At 68.8% G+C, this 20,118-nt stretch carries 14 protein-coding genes; 10 read left to right on the forward strand and 4 right to left on the reverse strand.

Annotated features, from left to right (window positions below):
• Nucleotides 1-186: 186 nt before the first annotated feature.
• On the reverse strand, nt 187-1,569 hold the full coding sequence (locus BJQ95_RS18190) for an LLM class flavin-dependent oxidoreductase (RefSeq protein ID WP_130179373.1): 1,383 nt from the start codon (nt 1,567-1,569) through the stop codon (nt 187-189).
• A gap of 274 nt (nt 1,570-1,843) precedes the next feature.
• Between BJQ95_RS18190 and BJQ95_RS18195 the strand changes: the two genes are divergently transcribed.
• The 4 genes from BJQ95_RS18195 to BJQ95_RS18210 are packed head-to-tail and all read left to right on the forward strand — an operon-like array spanning nt 1,844 to nt 7,739.
• Nucleotides 1,844-3,274 (forward strand): gamma-aminobutyraldehyde dehydrogenase, encoded by a 1,431-nt coding sequence (locus BJQ95_RS18195; RefSeq protein WP_240694967.1) that lies wholly within the window; start codon nt 1,844-1,846, stop codon nt 3,272-3,274.
• Nucleotides 3,275-3,303: 29 nt separating this feature from the next.
• Complete coding sequence (locus BJQ95_RS18200) at nt 3,304-5,277, forward strand: primary-amine oxidase (RefSeq protein ID WP_370688351.1); 1,974 nt, start codon at nt 3,304-3,306, stop codon at nt 5,275-5,277.
• Nucleotides 5,274-6,149, forward strand: coding sequence for a universal stress protein (locus BJQ95_RS18205; RefSeq protein ID WP_165385041.1), 876 nt, complete (start codon nt 5,274-5,276; stop codon nt 6,147-6,149). The genes BJQ95_RS18200 and BJQ95_RS18205 overlap by 4 nt, the downstream gene beginning before the upstream one ends.
• Before the next feature lie 45 nt (nt 6,150-6,194).
• Entirely contained in the window at nt 6,195-7,739 is a 1,545-nt protein-coding gene (locus BJQ95_RS18210) for an APC family permease (RefSeq protein WP_130179376.1), read from the forward strand.
• 3 nt (nt 7,740-7,742) lie between these two features.
• Here BJQ95_RS18210 and BJQ95_RS18215 read toward each other — a convergent pair whose 3' ends face one another.
• Nucleotides 7,743-8,492 carry a MerR family transcriptional regulator gene (locus BJQ95_RS18215; RefSeq protein ID WP_130179377.1) on the reverse strand — a complete coding sequence of 250 codons (750 nt, stop codon included), beginning with the start codon at nt 8,490-8,492 and terminating at the stop codon, nt 7,743-7,745.
• Nucleotides 8,479-9,759, reverse strand: a complete 1,281-nt coding sequence (locus tag BJQ95_RS18220; RefSeq protein WP_130179378.1) for an MFS transporter — start codon at nt 9,757-9,759, stop codon at nt 8,479-8,481. Before BJQ95_RS18220 ends, BJQ95_RS18215 begins: the two co-directional genes overlap by 14 nt.
• 207 nt (nt 9,760-9,966) lie before the next feature.
• Here BJQ95_RS18220 and BJQ95_RS18225 point away from each other — a divergent pair, with 207 nt between their 5' ends.
• The 3 genes from BJQ95_RS18225 (at nt 9,967) to BJQ95_RS18235 (ending at nt 14,127) form a co-directional block, all read left to right on the forward strand.
• Nucleotides 9,967-11,280: a glycosyltransferase 87 family protein gene (locus tag BJQ95_RS18225; protein ID WP_130179379.1), complete on the forward strand. Its 1,314-nt coding sequence runs from the start codon at nt 9,967-9,969 to the stop codon at nt 11,278-11,280.
• Between the two features lie 48 nt (nt 11,281-11,328).
• Complete coding sequence (locus BJQ95_RS18230) at nt 11,329-11,940, forward strand: histidine phosphatase family protein (RefSeq protein WP_130179380.1); 612 nt, start codon at nt 11,329-11,331, stop codon at nt 11,938-11,940.
• Between the two features lie 528 nt (nt 11,941-12,468).
• A complete protein-coding gene (locus BJQ95_RS18235) occupies nt 12,469-14,127 on the forward strand; it encodes an HNH endonuclease signature motif containing protein (protein WP_256041459.1) in 1,659 nt (552 codons plus the stop codon).
• 59 nt (nt 14,128-14,186) lie between these two features.
• On the opposite strand, the gene BJQ95_RS18240 is transcribed toward BJQ95_RS18235, so the two are convergent.
• Entirely contained in the window at nt 14,187-15,329 is a 1,143-nt protein-coding gene (locus BJQ95_RS18240; RefSeq protein ID WP_130178930.1) for a class I SAM-dependent methyltransferase, read from the reverse strand.
• A gap of 99 nt (nt 15,330-15,428) precedes the next feature.
• Here BJQ95_RS18240 and BJQ95_RS18245 point away from each other — a divergent pair, with 99 nt between their 5' ends.
• Genes BJQ95_RS18245 through BJQ95_RS18255 form a run of 3 tightly spaced genes read left to right on the forward strand, consistent with a single transcriptional unit; the run spans nt 15,429 to nt 20,081 of the window.
• Nucleotides 15,429-18,782 (forward strand): SNF2-related protein, encoded by a 3,354-nt coding sequence (locus tag BJQ95_RS18245; protein ID WP_256041460.1) that lies wholly within the window; start codon nt 15,429-15,431, stop codon nt 18,780-18,782.
• Nucleotides 18,783-18,787: 5 nt separating this feature from the next.
• Nucleotides 18,788-19,636, forward strand: coding sequence for a DUF1206 domain-containing protein (locus tag BJQ95_RS18250; protein ID WP_130176880.1), 849 nt, complete (start codon nt 18,788-18,790; stop codon nt 19,634-19,636).
• A gap of 37 nt (nt 19,637-19,673) precedes the next feature.
• Nucleotides 19,674-20,081 (forward strand): hypothetical protein, encoded by a 408-nt coding sequence (locus BJQ95_RS18255; RefSeq protein WP_240694648.1) that lies wholly within the window; start codon nt 19,674-19,676, stop codon nt 20,079-20,081.
• Nucleotides 20,082-20,118 lie beyond the last annotated feature (37 nt).

Genomic DNA, 20,118 nt, shown 5'->3' on the forward strand with positions numbered 1-20,118 from the left:
ATTACTTGTAGCTGCAACCAATGTGCTTGGCACAGCCCGCGAAGGCGGCCGTGTGGGGGCTATTTTGCGTCGATAGGGAGCAGGATACCGGCGTCGACGCTGAAGTCGAGGCGGTCGAGCACCACGGTTTGCGCGTCGCCATGGCCGTAGACCTCGGTCAGCTGTTCAAGGCTGATCATCGGGGCTCTATCCCTGAACAGGCACTCCGACGCGGTAGTTCGCGCCGCGGTGCTCGTCGGGCAGGCGGTCGCCGCGGCCGTGCAGCTTCTGCCGCAGGGTGCCCTCGGCATACTCGGTGGGGTACACGCCGCGCTTCTGCAGCTCGGGCACCACCCAGGTGACCACGTCTTCGAAGGTGCCGGGCGTGATGGCGTAGGCGAGGTTGAACCCGTCCACGTCGGTCTCGGCGGCCCATTCCTCGAGCTGGTCGGCGATCTCCACACCGGAGCCCACGATGAACGGGCCGAGTCCGCCGATCGCGCCGGCGCGGGCGATGTCGCCCACGGTCCATTCCGTGCCGTCGTGGTTCGCGGCCTGGAAATTGGCCACGGTGGACTGGATGGCGTTGCTCTTGACGTTGCCGATCGGCTCGTCCAGCGCGTAGCCGGACAGGTCCACGCCCATCCAGCCGGACATGAAGACCAGGGCGCCCTCTTCGCTGGCGTAGCTGAGGTAGTCGAGGTACTTGGCCGCAGCCTTCTCGCTGGTCTCGTCGGTGATGATCGTGAGCAGCGTGTAGATCTTGGCGCTGTAGCGGTCCCGGCCGGCAGCCTCGAGGGCGTCGCGCAGCTTGGTGACGGTGTCCTTGAGCACGTGCTTGGTCGACGCGGCCACGAAGATCGCCTCGGCGTTGCCGGCCGCGAACGCGATACCGCGGCTGGACGCGCCGGCCTGGTAGATCACGGGCGAGCGCTGCGGGCTGGGCTCGGAGAGGTGGATGCCGGGCACCTGGAAGTGCTTGCCGGAGTGGCCGATGGAGTGCACTTTGCTCGGGTCGGTGAAGACGCCGGTCTCGGTGTCGCGCACGACGGCGTCGTCCTCCCAGGAGCCCTCCCACAGCTTGTAGAGCACCTCGAGGTACTCGTCGGCATAGTCGTAGCGGTCGTCGTGCTCGAGCTGGTCGTCCTGGCCCATGTTGCGGGCGGCGGAGGGCAGGTAGCCGGTGACGACGTTCCAGCCGACCCGGCCCTTGGTGAGGTGGTCGAGCGTGGACATGCGGCGCGCGAACGGGTACGGGTGCTCGTACGCGGTGCCGGCCGTGACGCCGAAACCGAGGTGCTCTGTGACATATGCCATTGCGGGAATGACCAGGAGCGGGTCAGCGACGGGGATCTGGGCGCCGTTGCGGATCGCCGCCTCGTTGGTGTCGCCATAGACGTCGTAGGTACCGAGAACATCGGCGAGGAAGATGCCGTCGAAACGGCCCTTCTCGAGCAGCTTGGCCAGCTCGGTCCAGTAGGCAAGGTCGGTGTAGCTCTGCGACCGGTCGTCGGGGTGGCGCCAGAGGCCGGAGGACTGGTGGGCGACACAGTTCATGTCGAAGGCGTTGAAGCGAATCTGTCTGGGCATGGACCTATGCTCACCTTTTCGCGGGCCCGGCACACCCCCGCACGAAACACTGCGTCACAGTCGCGTACGGCGCAGCATCTTCGAGGCCTGCGGCCGAGCGGATGCGGACATGCAAGATCCTGCAACCGGCGGGCGGCCACGGCCGGCCTCGGCGTCGGCAGCGCCGTCACGCCCAGGGGTGCCTTTTCTCCCGGCCAGGTGCCATACTGGCCGAGAAACGGCGCTCCGTCCAGACGCGGGCGCCAGGCACGACCACTCATCGAAGAGGAGTCCCGTGAGCACCCCGATACTGTCCAATTTCATCAACGGCCAATTTGTGACACCGCTGGGCGTCGGGCTGCTGGATATCGTCGATCCGAGCACGGGGAACATCGTGGCGCGCGCTCCGATCTCCACCGCAGAGGACGTCGACGTCGCCATGCGCGCCGCGAAGGCCGCCTTCCCGGTCTGGAGCCGGCGCACCCCCGGGGAACGCCAGCGGGCCCTGCTGCTGCTCGCCGACGCCGTCGAGGCCAACAGTGAGCGCCTGGTTGAGGCCCAGCACCGCAACACCGGCCAGCCGCGCGCCACGATCGCCGCCGACGAGGTGGCCGCCGGCGCCGACCAGCTGCGCTTCTTCGCCGGCGCCGCCCGGCTGCTCGACGGCAAGTCGGCCGGCGAGTACCTCGAGGGGATGACCTCCTGGGTGCGCCGGGAGCCGATCGGCGTGGTCGGCCAGGTCACACCGTGGAACTTCCCGTTCCTGATGGCGATCTGGAAAATCGGCCCGGCCCTGGCCGTGGGCAACACCCTGGTGCTCAAGCCCAGCGACACCACCCCGGAATCGACCCTGGAACTCGCCCGGATCAGCCAGGGCATCCTGCCGGACGGTGTGATGAACATCGTGCTCGGCGACGCCACCACCGGCGCGTTCATCGTGGAGCACCCGCTACCGGGACTGGTGTCGATCACCGGCAGCGTCCGCGCCGGCATGGCCGTGGCCTCCGGTGCCGCACACACCCTCAAGCGCGCCCACCTCGAACTCGGCGGCAAGGCCCCCGCGGTGGTCTTCGGCGACGTCGACGTGGCCAAGGTCGCCTCGGCCATCGCCGACTTCTCGTTCTACAACGCCGGGCAGGACTGCACCGCCATCACCCGGGTGCTCGTGCACGAATCGATCCACGACGAATTCGTGTCGGCGTTCACGGCCGAGGCGGAGCTGCGCACCACGGGGTCGGCCGACGACACCGAGAACTATTTCGGCCCGCTCAACAATGTGCGGCACTTCACCGACGTTCTCGAGAAGGTTGAGGGCCTGCCGGCGCATGCGGTGGTCAGCACCGGCGGCCACCAGGTGGGCGAGGCCGGCTTCTTCTTCGAGCCCACCGTGGTCACCCAGGTGCGTCAAACGGATGCGATCGTGCAGGACGAGACGTTCGGCCCGGTGATCACCGTGCAGAGTTTCGGCACCGAGGAGGAGGCCGTCTCCATGGCCAACGACGTGCGTTACGCCCTGGCCTCGAGCGTCTGGACCCGGGATCACGCCCGCGCCCTCAGGGTGTCCAGGGACCTGGACTTCGGGGCCGTCTGGATCAACACGCACATCCTGCTCACCGCCGAGATGCCGCACGGCGGCTTCAAGTATTCCGGCTACGGCAAGGACCTCTCCATGTACGGCGTCGAGGACTACACGCGCATCAAGCACGTGATGAGCTCGCTCGAATAGCTCGCTCACATCGACAGAACGGGAACCCGATGACCTTTCATCCCCTCGACCCCCTGACCGGCCCCGAATTCACCCAGGCGGCGGCCGTGCTCGCCCGCGAGCACGGCGTTGGTGAGGGGTGGCGGTTCGCCTCGATCGAACTGGTCGAGCCGGCCAAGGCCGCCCTGGCCGAATTCGAGTCGACCGGGGTGGCCCCCGAGCGCCGCGCCCGTCTGGTGGTGCTGCACCGCGCCGAGAACCGCACCTGGGTGGCCGTGGTCTCCCTGGACACCGACACTCTGCTCGAGTGGGGGCAGGTGGCGGGTGTGCAGGCGAACTTCACCGTGGACGAGTGGGAGGAAGCCGACGCCGCGCTGCGGGCGCATCCGGAGGTCATCGAGGCGCTGGCCAAGCGCGGCATCACCGACCTCGACAACGTGTTCATCGACACCTGGACCTACGGCGACGCCGTGATCCCCGACGTCTACCGGGGGCTCCGCCTGGGGTGGGCGGATGTGTGGGTGCGCGCCCAGGCCGGAGCCAACCCCTATGCGGGGCCGGTGAGCGGGCTGCACTTCGTGATCGACGTGAACACCATGAACCTGCTCGAAATCGAGGACAGCTTCACCGTCGACCCGCCGAACGGGATGGGCGAGTACGTTCCGCACCTGGTGCCGGAGCGCATCCGCACCGCCAGCACCCGACCGCCGTTGAAGCCGCTGGACATCGTGCAGCCGGAGGGCCCGAGCTTCAGTGTCGACGGCAACCGGGTGCAATGGCAGAACTGGTCACTGCGGGTGGGCTTCAACTACCGCGAGGGCATGACGCTGCACCGGGTGACCTACACGGATGCCGGCCGGGAGCGCCCGATCGCCAACCGGCTGTCGTTCGCCGAGATGGTGGTGCCCTACCGCGACCCGAGCGTCGACCACTTCCGCCGCACCGCGTTCGACATCGGCGAGTGGGGCCTGGGCTTCATGACCACCTCGCTGGAGCTCGGCTGCGACTGCCTGGGCGAGATCCGCTACCTCGACGCGGTGCTGCACAACAGCGCCGGCGAGCCGTACACGATCCCCAACGCGTTCTGCATCCACGAGGAGGACAACGCCGTGCTCTGGAAGCACGTCGACCACGACGGCGGCGCCGAGGTTCGGCGGATGCGCCGGCTGGTGGTGTCGTTCCACGTGACCGTGGCCAACTACGAATACCTCGTCTACTGGCGGTTCTACCAGGACGGCAACATCGAATGCGAGGTGCGCGCCACCGGCATCATGGTGGTCACCCGCCTCGACCCCGGCCAGCCGCACCCCAACGGCACCCTGGTCGACGAGCGCACCTACGCGCCGTTCCACCAGCACTTCATCGTGGCCCGGATGGACCTCGACATCGACGGCCCGGCCAACACCGTGTACCGCAGTGAGACCCGAATCGAACCGATCGACGCGGCGAACCCGCTCGGGCTGGCGATCACGCAGCAGAACACCCCGATCGAGACCGAAGGCTTCGATGACTTCGACTGGAACACCCAGCGGGCGTGGAAGGTGGTCAACGAACAGACCAGGAACGGTCTCGGCACCCCGGTGTCGTACAAGCTCGTGCCTGGCGGCGCCATCCCGTCGTTCTTCTCGCCCACCGCGCCCGCGCTGCAGCGTGCCCAGGTGATCGGCCACACCGTGTGGGTCACCCCCAACGACGATTCCCAGCGCTGGCCGTGCGGCGAGTTCGTGAACCAGAGCGGCGTCGACCACGGCCTGCCCGAGTGGATCACGGCCGGCCGCAACGTACGTGACACCGACCTGGTGCTCTGGTACACCTTCGGCATCCACCACATCACCCGGCCGGAGGAATGGCCGGTGATGTCGGCCGACATCGTGTCGTTCTGGCTCAAGCCGGTGGGCTTTTTCGACCGCAACCCGTCGCTCGATGTGGAGCCGAGCGCCCTGCACTGCGCCCCCGGCATGGACCATGCCGGACACGACCACGAGCCGGATGCCGCCGGCACGGAACCGAGGAGAACAGCGTGACCCGAGTAGCGAACTACGTGGTGGCCTACGAAGCCACCGCCCAGGGCCGCGAGGCCCTCGAGCTGGGCATCGCAATGGCCAGGATCACGGCGGCCGAACTGCGCATCTGCCTGGTGCTGCAGCGCCTCACCGCCGCTCCCGCGAAGATCCACGCCGCCAGCGGCGACTTCGAGGTTCTCCTGGCGGACCAGGCCAAGAAGTGGCTCGACCAGGCCGCCGGCTGGGTACCGGCTGACATCACGGCCACGACGCACATGCTCTGGGCCGACTCCACCTCTGAGGGATTGATCCAGGCCGCCGCGGACCTCGACTCCGACCGGATCGTGGTGGGCGCCGCCCGTGGTGGTCTGTTCAACAGGTTCACCATCGGCAGCGTCGCCAATGCGCTGCTGCACGCCTCGCCGGTGCCCGTGGCGCTCGCGCCACACGGCTACCACGCCCCCGCCCAGTTGACCCGCATCACCTGCGCCATCGGCACCCGGCCGGGCTGGGAGACCCTGCTCGACTCCCTGGTTGCGTTCACCGACGGCCTGGGCATTGAACTGCGCTTCGTGACCCTGGTGGAGGTCGACGCGGCCAGGGAGAAGCACTCGCCGACCGCCGCCGGCAGCACCGCCCACCTCGACGCCGTGCTCGCCTACTACGAGCGGCACTCGACCAGCCACGGCATCATCACCACGGAGGTCGGCACCGGCAAGAGCGTCGAGGACGCCGTCGAGGCGCTCGACTGGCGCCCGGACGAACTCGCCTTCGTCGGCTCCAGCCGGTTGGCCGCGCCGCGCACGATCTTCCTCGGCATCACCGCGCACCGGATGCTGCACGCCCTGCCGGTTCCCCTCATCGTGGTTCCGACCTCCCCCGCCCGCAGCTAACCCGCCGATTTCGACGCGCAGCCGATCCGATCAAAGGACAGGTCCATGGCACAGTCATCCGCATCCGGCGCCACGCCGGACACCACATCGACCAGCGCGGGCGGGCTTTCCGCAAAGGGACTGAGCGCCGGTTCGGTCGGTCTGCTCGGCGCCACCGTGATCGGTATTTCCTGCATCGCCCCGGCCTACACCCTCACGGCCTCGCTCGGCCCCACCGTCGCCGCTGTAGGCACCCAGATGCCGGGCATTTTCCTGGTCGGGTTCATCCCGATGCTGCTCGTGGCGCTCGGCTACCGCGAACTCAACAACGCCATGCCCGATGCCGGCACCTCGTTCACCTGGGCGACCCGGGCGTTCGGGCCGTGGCTGGGCTGGATGGGCGGCTGGGGTCTGATCGTTGCCACGGTGGTGGTGTTGTCCAATCTCGCCGGGGTGGCGGTGGACTTCTTCTACCTGATGCTCGCGCAGCTGTTCGACAACCCCTCCCTGGCCGACCTGGCCGGCAACGCCTGGATCAACATCTTCACCTGTCTGGTCTTCATGGTTCTCGCCTGTTACGTGTCCTACCGGGGCATGGAGGCCACCAAGATGGTGCAGTACGTGCTCGTGGCGTTCCAACTGCTCGTTTTGGTCTGGTTCAGCGTTGCGGCGCTCGTGCATTTCTCCGACGGCACCGCGTTCGACGCGCTGGGCTTCAGCGCCAGCTGGTTCAACCCGTTCCTGACCCCGTCGTTCTCGGCGTTCGCCGCCGGGGTGTCGCTGTCGATCTTCATCTACTGGGGCTGGGACGTCACCCTCACCATGAACGAGGAGACCAAGGACCCTGAGCGCACACCGGGCCGGGCGGCCACCCTCACGGTGGGACTCATCTTCGTGCTGTACATCCTGGTCGCGGTCTCGGCGCTGATGTTCTCCGGGGTCGGCACCGGCGAGTTCGGCCTGGGGAACGAAGATATCCAGGGCAACGTCTTCGCCGCGCTGGCGGGGCCGGTGATGGGCCCGTTCGCGATCCTGATGTCGCTGGCCGTGCTGTCCAGCTCGGCCGCGTCGCTGCAGTCCACCTTCGTGGGGCCGGCGCGCACGATGCTCTCGATGGGTCACTACCGGGCCTTCCCCAAGCGGTTCGCCGCGATCAGCCCGCGGTTCAAGTCGCCCGGCTTCGCCACCGTGATCGCCGGCGTGGTGGCCTGGGGCTTCTACGCGGTGATGCGGGTGCTGAGCACCGATGTGCTCACCGACACCATCCTCACCCTGGGCATCATGATCTGCTTCTACTACGGCGTCACCGCGTTCGCCTGCGTCTGGTTCTTCCGCCGGGAGGCGTTCTCCAGCACCCGGGCGTTCCTGCTCAAGCTGCTGGCGCCGCTTCTGGGCGGCATCATCCTCGCGGTGATCTTCGCCACCACCCTGATCGACAGCACCAACCCCGACTACGGCAGCGGCTCGGAGATCGGCGGGGTCGGCCTGGTGTTCATCCTCGCGATGGTGCTCTTCCTCACCGGCATCGTGCTGATGCTCATCATGCGCAGGGTCGACCCGGCGTTCTTCCAGGGCAAGACACTCACCAAGGGCACCTCGCGCGACCAGTAGCCCTCAGCCGAGCTTCTCGGTCAGGCGTGCCAGCACCGCGCGCTGGGCAGGGTTGAGCGTGTCGGCCTGATAAGCGTCGAGGAGGGCGGTGGCCGCCGCCTCGTCGAGGAAGGCGAAGCCGGGGGCGGCACTGAGTTCCGTGGTGAGCGGAGCAAAGAAGCCGTCGAAATCGGTGACGAGGCCTTCGATCACCGGCTCGGTCGCATCCGCGGGCAACAGATCGAATCGGGTGGCGAGCCGGGCGGTATCGTCCTGGAGGTGGGTTTCGGAGACGCGGTCGTAGACCTCGACCAGCCGATCCATGCCCGGCTCCCCCACCAGGTGAGCGAGCAGGAGCACCTGGTCCCGGTCCATCCTGGTCATCGCCGGCGACACTCCCAACCCGGCGAACATCGCCATGGCCCTGGCCAGTCGGGGCGGGAAATCGGCGGCGCCCCCGTTGTCCCTGATCAACCGGATGAGGGTTTTCTGAGCCTGCAGCCTCCCGATCTGAGCGTCGACGTCGGTCTCGAGTTGGCTGAGCATCGAGGCCTGGTCGGCCGGATCGGCCTCGAACATGGCGGGCATCTGGTCGAGGGGGATGCCGAGCGCGGCCAGCCGTTTGATCCGCAGCAGGCGCACCAGATCGTGCACCGTGTAGTCGCGGTAGCCGTTCCGGGTACGCGGCGGCTCCGGAAGCACGCCGACCTGGTGGTAGTGGCGCAGGGCGCGCACGCTCACCTGGGCGAGCGTGGCGAGGTCATGGCTTTTCATCGACCAGGGTTTCTTCCTTCTGGGGTGCGGGTGCGGGCTCGGGTGGCGTTGCCTCCAGGGTACGCAGCGCGGGCGCGATCAGGGCGAGAATGGCGGCCACCAGCCACACCGCGGCCACGCCGATGCCGGCCGCGCGCAGGCCGAACTGCTCACCGGCCAGGGCAACCGCCACCATGCCGAGCGGGGCGGCGATCATCATCAGAGAGTTCTGGGTACCCATGATGCGGCCGCGCATCTGCTCGGGGATGCCCTCGAGCATCAGCACCCCGATCAGGCTGGAGAACAGCCCAGACGACAGCCCGAACAGGAACGCGCCGCCGAAGAGCACCGGCAGCACCGGCAACACGGCGACGACGCCGATGCCGGCCACCGTGCCGACCAGCCCCACGACGAACCAGCCGCGGCGCCTGCCCCTGGCGCCGAAGACGGCGTAGAGGCTGCCGCCCACGATGGTGCCCGCGGCGATGGCCGTGAGCACGAAGCCGAGCAGTCCCGGCTTGTTGATGAAGGCGAAGTGCGCGGGCAGCAGCATGCCCTGTAGCGCGGTCAGCACGGCGACCATCGCCAGGCTGAGCAGTGTGACCGCCCGCAGGGCGCGGTTGCTCTGGAACAGCACCCGCCACCCGGCCAGCAGCTGCGCCCAGACCGACAGCCCGGCGAGGGGATTCTGGTCGCGCCGCTGCGGGGACGGTAGCTGCGCGCCGACGCCGCGCGGAATGAGCAGTGTCAGCAGTGCGGCCGCCAGGGAGGTGGCGGCGGTGATCCAGAGCACCGTCGACCCCTCGAAGAGCACCATCAGGGTGCCGGCGGCGGCAGGCCCGACGATGATCACCAGGGCGGCCAGGCTTTCGCGCAGGCCGATGAGCCTCTCGGCCGTGAGGGTGGAGTGGCGCAGGATCGCCGGGAGCATCGCCTCCCTCGCCGTCATGCCGGGCACGTCGCCGAACGCGCCCAGGATGCCGAACAGGATGAACCAGCCCAGGTCGAGCCCGGTGATCAGGTCCACGATCGGCAGGGCGGCGATGGATGCTGCCGAGATCAGGTCGGCCACGACCGAGGAGGTGCGCCGGTTGACTCTGTCTATCACGACGCCCGCGAACAGGCCGGCCAGGAAGGCCGGAAGAGCGGTCGCGGCCACCAGGACGCCCGTGGACAGCAGACTGCCGGTGAGCTGGAGCACGATCCGGGGGAACACGACGGCGGCGATCGAGTTGCCCAGCAGGGACAGGGTGTACGACGCAAGGTACAGCACGGGAACGGGTCTCATGGTGCCAGTCAAAACTATGACGCTACGAAGGGGTCAAGCCCGGTTCCATCCGCCCCCCCCCTGAACGCACTCTCAGGCGCCGGCGCCTCGAAGACAGCTCCTGGTTGTTTGCCTTTCACCTTGAATTCGTACACTCCCCAGTGATCCGTCCCGTGCGGGTGCGCTCCGGGCTCCAACAACTTGTGTCTGTCGAAAGTGGTGTGTGCGATGTCGTATTTCGTCGAGCTGGTCGATCACCGCCTGACCAGGCTGCTCACCCCGGCCAGACGGGATTGGCTGCGAAGCCCCCGCACGCTGTTGCTGGGCTTCCTCGGGTTGCACGTGCTCTTCCTGTTCGCGCTGCTGCCCACCATCCTCACCGGCAGGGTGCTGGGCGACCTGCCGCTCTATCGGGTCTGGGCCGAGCAGGCCCTGGTGAACAACGTGTGGCAGGGCATCGACGTTGAGTGGGTGTACCCCATCGGCGCGATCGTGCCGATCGTGCTGGCGGATGCCGCCGGCCCGCTGCTCTACCAACTGCTCTGGTTCGTGCTGACCATGGCGCTGAACGGCGCGGCCATCGGCATCCTCACCGATTGGGGTCGCGATCGGGCCGGCTACCGGGCGGCCTGGTTCTGGTTGGCGTTCAGCCTGGTGCTCAGCCCGGTGGGGCTGCTGCGCCTCGAGGGTCTCAGCGCCCCGTTGGTGATCATGGGGCTGGTGCTCGTGGCCCGCCGACCCATCGTGGCCGCTGCCCTGCTGACCGCGGCGACCTGGATCAAGGTCTGGCCGGCCGCGGTGATGCTCGCCGTCGTGGCGGCCAGTCGCCGCCGGGTGAGCGTGCTGATCACCGGCGGACTGATCACGGCCGGCATCGCCGCCGCCGTCTGGGCCGCGGGCGGCTTGCGCTTTCTCACCGGCTTCGTCACCATGCAGTCCGACCGGGCCCTGCAGCTCGAGGCGCCGGTGACCACCCCGTGGGTGTGGCTGGCCGCGATGGGCCAGTATGGCACCACGGTTTACCAGAACCACGCCATCGCCACCCGCGAAGTGAGCGGGCCGGGCGCCGCGTTCGCGGCCGCCGCGATGACACCGCTGATGTTCCTGGTCATCTCGGGCATCTTCGTGCTGCTCCTGGTGGCGCTGCGGCGCAGCCGTGACCACGCCCAGTTGGTGCTGATGGGGGCGGTGGCGCTGGTCACCACGTTCGTGGTGCTCAACAAGGTGGGCTCCCCGCAGTACATGCTCTGGATCGCCCCGGTCGTTGCCGTCGGAGTGGCCCACGATTGGACGCGCTGGCGGGCTCCGGCGTACCTCACCCTCGTGATCGGCGGCTTGACCACGCTGATCTTCCCGATCTTCTACCTGCCGCTGGTGCACGGGGATGCCGGTGCGATCCTGGTGCTCACTCTGCGGAACGCTCTGCTCCTGGTGCTGCTCGGCTGGTCGGTGCTGGCCCTCTGGCGGGCGGCGTTCGCGAGCTCCCCGGCATCCGTTTCGGTGCGGCAGCGCGCCGGTTCACGCGGCCTGGCGGCCAACTGACGGCACCCGTTTGCGGGGCGGACCGACCGCACACGGCAGAATGGGGAGGTGACTGCTACAACGACCTTCGCCCTCGTCCGCCACGGCCAGACCGATTGGAACGCCGCCGGGCGCATCCAGGGGGCCACCGATGTGCCCCTGAACGACGTGGGTCGCGGCCAGGCCACCGAGGCCGTGGAGCCGCTCTCACAGTTCGAATGGGACTTCGTTGTGGCGTCCCCGCTCTCCCGGGCGGCCGAGACGGCCGACATCATCGCGGTGGACCTCGGCCTGGAGGTCACCCGCCACCTGCCCGGTCTGGTCGAGCGCAACTACGGACCGGCCGAGGGGCTCTCCGCCGGAGCGAAGCTCGACGCGCTGCGGATCGAGGGCAGCTACGGCACCTTCCGCGGCGCCGAGCCCGAGCTCAGCGTGTCCGACCGCGGCCTGGGCGCACTCCGCCTGCTCGCCGAGGACTACCCGGGCGCCCGCATCATCGTCGTGTGCCACGGCACCCTCATCCGCCTGAGCCTGATGGCCGCCCTGGAGCGAGACATCCCGCCGATTCTGAACGCCGGCATGTCGGTGGTGCAGTTCAGCCCCGAGGCCGGCTGGACCGCCTCGGTCATCAACAACGAGGTCCTTGTGGACGACGCCCTGGACGCGGTCGCCGCCCTGTAGCCGCCCGGCGCCTGGCGCTTGGCCCTTGGCGCCGTAACCGCGAACCCGTCGGTCGAGCCATCTCGTGGGCAAGCCATCTCGTCAGTCCAGCCATCTCGTTGGTCGAGTTTGTCGACGCCGTGCTGAGCGTGTCGAAGTAGACCCCGGGAGCCGACCTTGCAACTCGCAGAAATCTCTGAAACTGCCCTGTGCAAAACTTGACATTTCTTCACATTTGTCTGTGATTCGTGAGAGAATGGGGTTATGGACGACGAGCTACTTGGCTCCACCGCACCGACGGAAACTCCTCCCGCCGGCCCGAATCTCCACGACTGGAACACCGCTCTGGCCGCTCCGGCGCCGGATCTCACTGGGCTGGATAGCACTGGGCTGGATAGCACTGGGCTGGATGCCACTGGGCTGGATGTCACTGTCCGAGACGCCGCCAGCCTAGGCGGCAGCACCGACATGGGGGTCGGTAGTGCGGGTCGCACGCGAGCCCGGAGTTCCCGCGGAACCCACCCCGGTCAGTCGCGGAGTGGCCCGAGCGTGGGGCAGCCCGTGTGGCGGGATCCGGCCGAACTTCCCGGGGTGCTGCGCGCGTATGCCGGGGTATTCGGTGACAAACTCCGGGTCCTCGAAGACGCCGCGGGGATGGTGCAGGCCGTGCTGGCGTCGATCGACCTGGACGCTCTCAGCGACGCGGAGGTGGTGGCGTTCACCCAGATGGTCGAACACGCCGGGCGTCCCGTGGACGCGGCGCGGATCGGTGCGGCGACCGTGGTCGGCTACCGGTCCCGGCCCGGGCTGGGCCGGGACTCGATGGCCTGGCGGTTGGGCGCGTCACACCAAAACGACCTGCTCACCCGACTGACCCTCGCGTCACGGCAGGAGATGAAACGGCGCCTGGCGTTGGGCGAGAAGGTCGCCCCGAGAGTTCTGGGCGGTCAGGTCCTCGAGCCGGAGTTCCCCGCGGTCGCCGCCGCGCTCAATGCCGGCGAACTCGGGGTAGATGCAGCGGAGGCCATCGTGAAAGGGCTGACCGACTACAAAGTGCACGGCCGCTTCGACGCCGACCAAGCCGACGTCGAATCCGCCGAGATCACCCTCGTCGAACGGGCCACCGGGTCGGTCTTCGACCGCATCCCCGGCCCTGGCGACCCGAAAACCGGGACGGACTCAGGCCCGGACACCGATACAGGCACCGGCACAGGCACCGGCACAGGCACAGGCACAGGCACCGACGCTGAGTCCGGCGCTGACGGTTACCGCACCGGGTTCACCGGTCCGATCCGCCGGCTCCGTGACTCCGACGGGTTCACCTACCCGGCCGATGACCTCCGACCCCTGGCCGTGCGGATGCAAGCGCTGCTCAACCCCGACGGGCTCGCCCCGAACGAGACCACCCTCGAAGCCAGATCGACCCTCTCGTTCGGTGAGCTCACCCGGGGCCTCCACCCGCTCCGCGGTGGCGTGACGCCGGAGTTGAAGGGTGTGATCCAGAACCTGTTCAACACCTTCCAATCCGCCCGCTCCGCACCCGCCTTCCCCTCCGCCGAGGAACAACGGCGCATCGAGGCCGGAGAGTTGGTGCCGGGCGAGCTGATCGACGAACGCACCGGCGGCGAAAAGCGCGCCGACATCCTCCGCGGCATCCTGGTCCAGGTCGCCCAAGACCCCCGCACCCCCACCATGGGCGGCATGCCACCCACCGTGATGGTGCACGTGAACGCGGCCGACCTGCTCAAGCAGGCCGGGGTGGGCTGGATCGACGGGGTCGACGGGCCGATCTCGATGAGAACCATCACCCAGATGATCGACAACGGCGGCTTCCAACCCATCTTCTTCGGCAGCACCGGCGCCGTCCTCGGCCTGGGCAGCAAGGCCCGCTGTTTCAGCCCGATGCAACGCAAAATGATCACCGCCAGAGACGGCGGCTGCATCATCCCGGGCTGCGACTGCCCACCCCAATGGACCGAAGTGCACCACGTCACCCCCTGGCAAACCGGCGGCAAAACCACCGTGTCCAACGGGGTGCTGCTCTGCTGGTACCACCACCACACCATCACCACCGCCGGATGGAAGATCCGGATGGTCGCCGGGCTACCCCAGGTGCAAGCACCACCCTGGATCGACCCGACCGGGAAATGGCGCACACCCGAAAAACACCGCGCCCACGACCCCGAAACCCGACGGCACAACGAGTAGACCCGGCCATGCAGACGCCCAGCCACGCCGCGCACGTGCGTTACCCCGAAAAGGCAGGGCTAGCGGCGGGTGGACACCGTCACGGTGAACTTCGTGTTCCGGCCCACCTGGCGGGTCGGGCCGACGATGCGGGTGAGCGCGGGGCGGTAGCCGAGGTGGGTGTTCCACACCGTCCACAGCTCGCCCCCGGGACGCAGAACCCTGGCCGCATCCTCGAAGAGTTTCAGGGCGATGCCGGCATGCACCGAGGAGCCGATGTGGAACGGCGGGTTCAGCATGATCAGTTCGGCGGAGGCATCCGGTTGTGCGCTCAGGGCGTCGTCGCGGAGGACCTGCACCCGGTCCGCCACGGCGTTGGCCGTCATGGTGGCCGAGGCCGAGGCGACGGCCGCAGCGGATTGGTCAGTCGCCAGCAGCTGCAGACCCGGGCGGCGCCGGGCGAGGGCGGCGGCGAGGACGCCGGTACCGCAACCGAGGTCGATCGCGGTGCTGGCATCGGGCTTCATCCGGCCCTGGAACTCGAGAAGGTAGCGGGTGCCGATGTCGATGGTGGTACCGGCGAAGGCGGCGCCGTGGGCGCAGACCGTGAGGCCCAGGTCGGGGTGCTCGACCGTGCGCGGCCAGGGAGAGCCCCCAGAGACGTTCGGCCGCGTGGCGATCAGGACCCGCGACTTCTGGCGCGCCGGGGTCACATTCAGGTCGCCGAAGTGCCGGCGCAGCACCTCGTTCATGGCCACGCTCATGTGCTTGACCCGGCCACCGGCGACCACGGTCACGTCGGAGGCGGCGAAGCGGGCGATGGCGCCGGCCAGTTCGTCGAGCGCGGCCAGGCTGCGCGGCAGCTGCATGAGCACCAGGCGGGCCCCGGCGAACAGATCGGCGTCGAGCGGCAGGTGCCGGTACGCCCCGGCCAACCCGGCGACAGTGCTCTCAAGATCGGCCGCGTTGTGATCGAGGGCACGCTCGCCGGAGAGCGCATCCTGGAAGACGCGAACATCCGGCCGACCGCTCAGCTGCGCCGCCGCCGCGAGCGTCAGGGCGCCGTAATGGTCTTCGAGCACCACGACCTCGCCGGGACCGGCCTCGGCCAGCCAGACCGCTGCTTCATCCAGGATCAGCCGGTCGCTCGCGTCGACGGCGAAGAGATTGGTCGCCTCAACGTCGGGCCAGCGGCGCAGACGCTCGAACGGAAACTCAGGCATCCGCTCAGAATAGCCGCCCGGCGAATCGGCTCGGGGAGGCCGGCGTGACGTGGGACAATAAGAGACCCCTTCACCCAACCGTCTCGGACACCGCACCTCATGGCCCACAACCTCAGCGATCTGCAGATCGCGCGCCTCGTCGGGCCACAGGCGTACTCGCGCGGGGTGCGCTACGCCAAGGAGGGCCGGGTCGAAGACCAGGTCTGGCAGCTGGGCGGCAGCCGCCTGCTCGGCACCGTCGGTGGCACCCAGGCCCGGCCCTACGACGTCATCGTGACCTTCCAGCAGGATTCCTACGGCACCGTGGTGCGCGCATCCGGCACCTGCAGTTGCCCGATGCGCCTGAACTGCAAGCACGTCGTCGCCCTGCTGCTGTCCAGCCGGTCCACGGCTGCCGACCTCGCCCGCTCGCCGCGTGCGGCGGATTCCCAGCAATCCCGCACGCCTGCCCCCGCCACCTGGCAGAGCGCACTCGCTCCGCTCACCAGAGCGCCGGAAGCCGAGCCCACCACGGGCACCGCCCTGGCCCTGCAGTTCGAGTTGCTTCCGCCGCCACGCGCCGCCCGCCTGCCCACCCCCGCCGTGTCGCTGGCCCGCCTGGGCGTGCGTCCGATGGTGCGCGGCAAGAAGGGCAAGTGGATCCGGGGCAACCTCACCTGGGACAGCCTCTCCTACTCCCGCGGCATGCTCAACCGGGCCCAGCTGCGAGTGCTCTCCGCCATCTTCGAGCTCTACTCCTCCGGCCAGCGCTACCACGTGACCACCGACCCGTGGATGCACCTGGACGGCTTTGCCAACCGCGCCCTCTGGGGCCTGCTCGGCGAGGCCCGCGAGGCCGGCATCCCGTTCATCAGCACCACCCCGGGCCAGGACCCGGTGACGGTCCTGGACGAACCCGCCGACCTGTCCCTCGACATCCGCCGCGATCACGGTGGCCTCACCCTCTCCCCCCTCGTCTCCCTCGACGGCCGGGTACTCGACCGCAGCGCCCTGGGCTACATCGGGGACCCTGCGCACGGCCTGTTCACCTGGACGACCAGCAGCACCGAGGTGCGCCTCACCCTCGCCCCGCTCGCCCGCCAGCTCGGCCGCGACCTGCGGATACTCGCCTCGGCGCACACCCCGATCACGGTTCCGCCCGACGAGGAGAACGTCTTCCTCGCCGATTTCTACCCGTTCCTGCGCGGCCAACTCTCGCTGACCAGCACCGACGAGTCGTTCGAGCTGCCCGACACCGCACGGCCGGTCCTGGCCCTCTCGATCAGCGCCCAGGCGGATGCCCGCATCAGCCTGCACTGGGATTGGCAGTACACCGGCGGTGCCGGCAGCACCGGCGAACCGGCCATCGCGCCGCTCTACGGTCCGGCCACCGAAGACGCCCCGGCCGGCTATCGGGACACGGCCGACGAGGCCCGCATCCTGCATGCCGCGAGCGGCATATTCGCTGGATTCCCCGCCCACCTGCCGGCGCTGTTCGCCGCGGAGCTGACCGGGTCCACCAGCGTCGCCGATTCCCCGGGCATCCTGCGCGCGGACGCCACGCTCGACGGCGCCCGCATGATCGAGTTCCTGGAGAACGTGCTGCCGGCGCTCGAGGCGGCGGACGACCTGTTGGTGCAGTTCGTCGGTGATGCCCCGGAGTACCGTGAGGCTGCCGAGCCGCCCACCCTCACCTTCGCGACCTCGGCACGGGCCGAGAGCCGGGATTGGTTCGACCTCTCGGTGCGGGTCACCGTCGACGGCGAGGATGTGCCCTTCGACGAGGTCTTCCGCGCCCTGGCCACGGGCCAGGAACTGATGATCCTGCAGGACGGCACCTACTTCAGCCTGGATCGGCCCGAACTGCAGCAGCTGCGCCACCTGATCGAGGAGGCCCGCGGCCTACAGGACTCCCCGAACGATTCCCTGCGCATCAACCGGGCCCAGTCCGACCTCTGGGAAGAATTGCAGGATCTCGGAAGTGCTGAAGCCGAAGCCGCGGCCTGGCGGGACACCCTCGCCGGTCTGGCCGAGGGCGCCGAGATCGCCCACCGAGAGCTGCCCGCCGGCGTCCACGCGTCGCTCCGGCCGTATCAGCAGACCGGGTTCGACTGGCTGGGCTTCCTCTACGACACCGGCCTGGGCGGCGTCCTCGCCGACGACATGGGACTCGGCAAGACCCTGCAGGCCATCGCCCTCATCGTCGACGCCCGCGCCCGGCAGGCCGAGCGCCGGCCGTTCCTGGTCGTCGCCCCCACCAGCGTGGTGCACAACTGGGCCACCGAGTGTGCCAGATTCGCCCCCGACCTCTCGGTCGCCGCCATCACCGAGACCACCGCCAAGCGCGGCGCCTCGCTGGCCGAGGCCGTGACCACGGCGGATGTCGTGATCACCTCGTACACCCTGTTCCGGCTGGACTTCGACGAGTACGACGCCGTCAGCTGGGCCGGGCTGCTGCTCGACGAGGCGCAGTTCGTGAAGAACCACAAGTCCAGGGCGCACCAGTGCGCCAAGCGCTTGCAGGCGCCATTCAAGCTCGCCATCACCGGCACCCCGCTGGAGAACAACCTGATGGAACTGTGGTCGTTGCTCTCGATCACCGCTCCGGGCCTGTTCCCCAGTGCCGCCCGCTTCTCCGACTACTACCAGCGCCCCATCGAGACCCAGGCCGACGGTGACAGGCTCGGCCAGCTGCGCCGCCGCATCCGCCCGTTCATGCTGCGCCGTACCAAGGACCAGGTGGCCAGCGACCTGCCCGCCAAGCAGGAGCAGGTGCTCGAACTCGAGCTGCACCCCCGGCACCGCCGGGTGTACCAGATGCACCTGCAGCGGGAGCGTCAAAAGGTGCTCGGGCTGCTCGGCGACCTCAACCAGAACCGGTTCGAGATCTTCAGGTCCATCACCATGCTGCGCCAGCTCAGCTTGGATGCCAGCCTGTACGACGACAAGTACGCCGACATCCCCTCGAGCAAGCTGGATGTGCTCATGGAGCTGCTCGAAGACGTCGTCGCCGAGGGCCACCGCACCCTGATCTTCAGCCAGTTCACCGGCTACCTCGCCAAGGTGCGGGCGCGTCTCGACGGCGCCGGCGTGAGCTACTCCTACCTCGACGGCCGCACCCGCAACCGGGCGGCGGCCATCGACGGGTTCAAGAACGGTGACACCTCGGTGTTCCTGATCAGCCTCAAGGCCGGCGGGTTCGGCCTCAACCTCACCGAGGCCGACTACTGCATCCTGCTCGACCCCTGGTGGAACCCGGCGGCCGAGGCCCAAGCCGTCGACCGGGCCCACCGGATCGGGCAGACCAAGAACGTGATGGTCTACCGTCTCGTGGCCACCGACACCATCGAGGAGAAGGTGATGGCCCTCAAGGCGGTCAAGGCCAAACTCTTCGACAGCGTCATGACCGATGGCGGCGCCCAGGGAACCGGCCAGGGGCTCACCGCCTCCGACATCCGCGAACTGCTCGAGTAGCCCGGGTGACCGACCTTTCCGCAGACCCGGTGGCCGACCGGACTGTTGAGGCGCGTGAACGCATGAAGCAGGCCGCGCAGCGCGCCCATCGCAACCGGTCGGTGCGGGCCTCCGCCCGGAGCGGACTGCTCGCCAACGGCCTGGTGCACGCGCTGATCGGCGGCATCGGGCTGCGCATCGCGAACGGCCAGCCGGGCGAGGCCGACCAGCTCGGCGCGCTGAGCGCCATCGCCAACGGCCCCGGCGGTCTCGCCGTGCTCTGGCTGTCCACGGTGTCACTCTGGGGCCTGGCGCTCTGGCAGGGCACCAACGCCGCGTTCAGCGTGGCACCGAACCGGCGCATCCTGGTGTTCCGCCGTGCGCTCAATGTGGGCAAGGCCCTCGGCTTCGCGCTGCTCGGCCTGGTCACCTTCGCGGTGGCGCTCGGTGCACGATCCGGGGGCAGCGAGGTCGTGCGGGATGCCGATGCCGCCGTTGTCGAGAGCCCGGCGGGCCTGTTCCTGTTGCTGGTCGTCGGCACCACGGTGGGCATCATCGGCGGTGGCCTGGTCTGGCGTGGACTGCGGCGCAACTTCCGCGAGGAGCTGCGCTACCTCTGGGGTCCCACCAAGGTCGTGGTGCTCACCCTCGGCGTCTTCGGCCATGTGGCCAAGGGCCTCGCCTTCCTGGTCACGGGTTCCCTGCTGGTCGCCGCGGCCGTATTCGCCGACTCACGCTGGGTGGGCGGCCTCGACGCCGGGCTACGCTACCTGCTCACGCTGCAATCCGGCCCGGTGCTGCTGAACGTCGTGGCCGCCGGCCTCATCGCCTTCGGCCTTTACCTGGTGGCCCGGGCGGCGTTCCTGCGGCACTGACGGGTCGGCTCGGCCCAGGAGCGGCTAACTGGTCCCCGTGCGGACAAGTGCGCCCGGCGTACCGGGCGCAATTGTCCGCTTCGGTACCAGTTGGGCGACCGGTCAGGCTGGGAGTTGGATCGGGTTCCAGTGCAACCAGTTCGCCCTCGGCGAGACCGGCAGCGCCGAGAAGATCAGCGAGTTCTGCTCCACCACTTACGGCGTCACCTTCCCGCTGATGCAGAAGACGAAAGTGAACGGTGGCTCGCAGCATCCGCTCTACGCCGAGCTCACCCAGACGCCGGATAGCGCGGGCAAGGCCGGCAAGGTGAAGTGGAACTTCGAGAAGTTCGTGATCTCGCCCTCCGGCGCCATCTCCCGCTTCCGCCCGACCACGCTCCCCGACTCCCCCGAGGCCATCGCGGCGATCGAGTCCGGCCTGGCCGAGCTGAAGCCCGCCGCGTAACGCTCTCCGGACTCAACTGGTCCCCGACCGGACACGC

The sequence above is a fragment of the Cryobacterium sp. SO1 genome (assembly GCF_004210215.2).
Lineage (GTDB): Bacteria > Actinomycetota > Actinomycetes > Actinomycetales > Microbacteriaceae > Cryobacterium.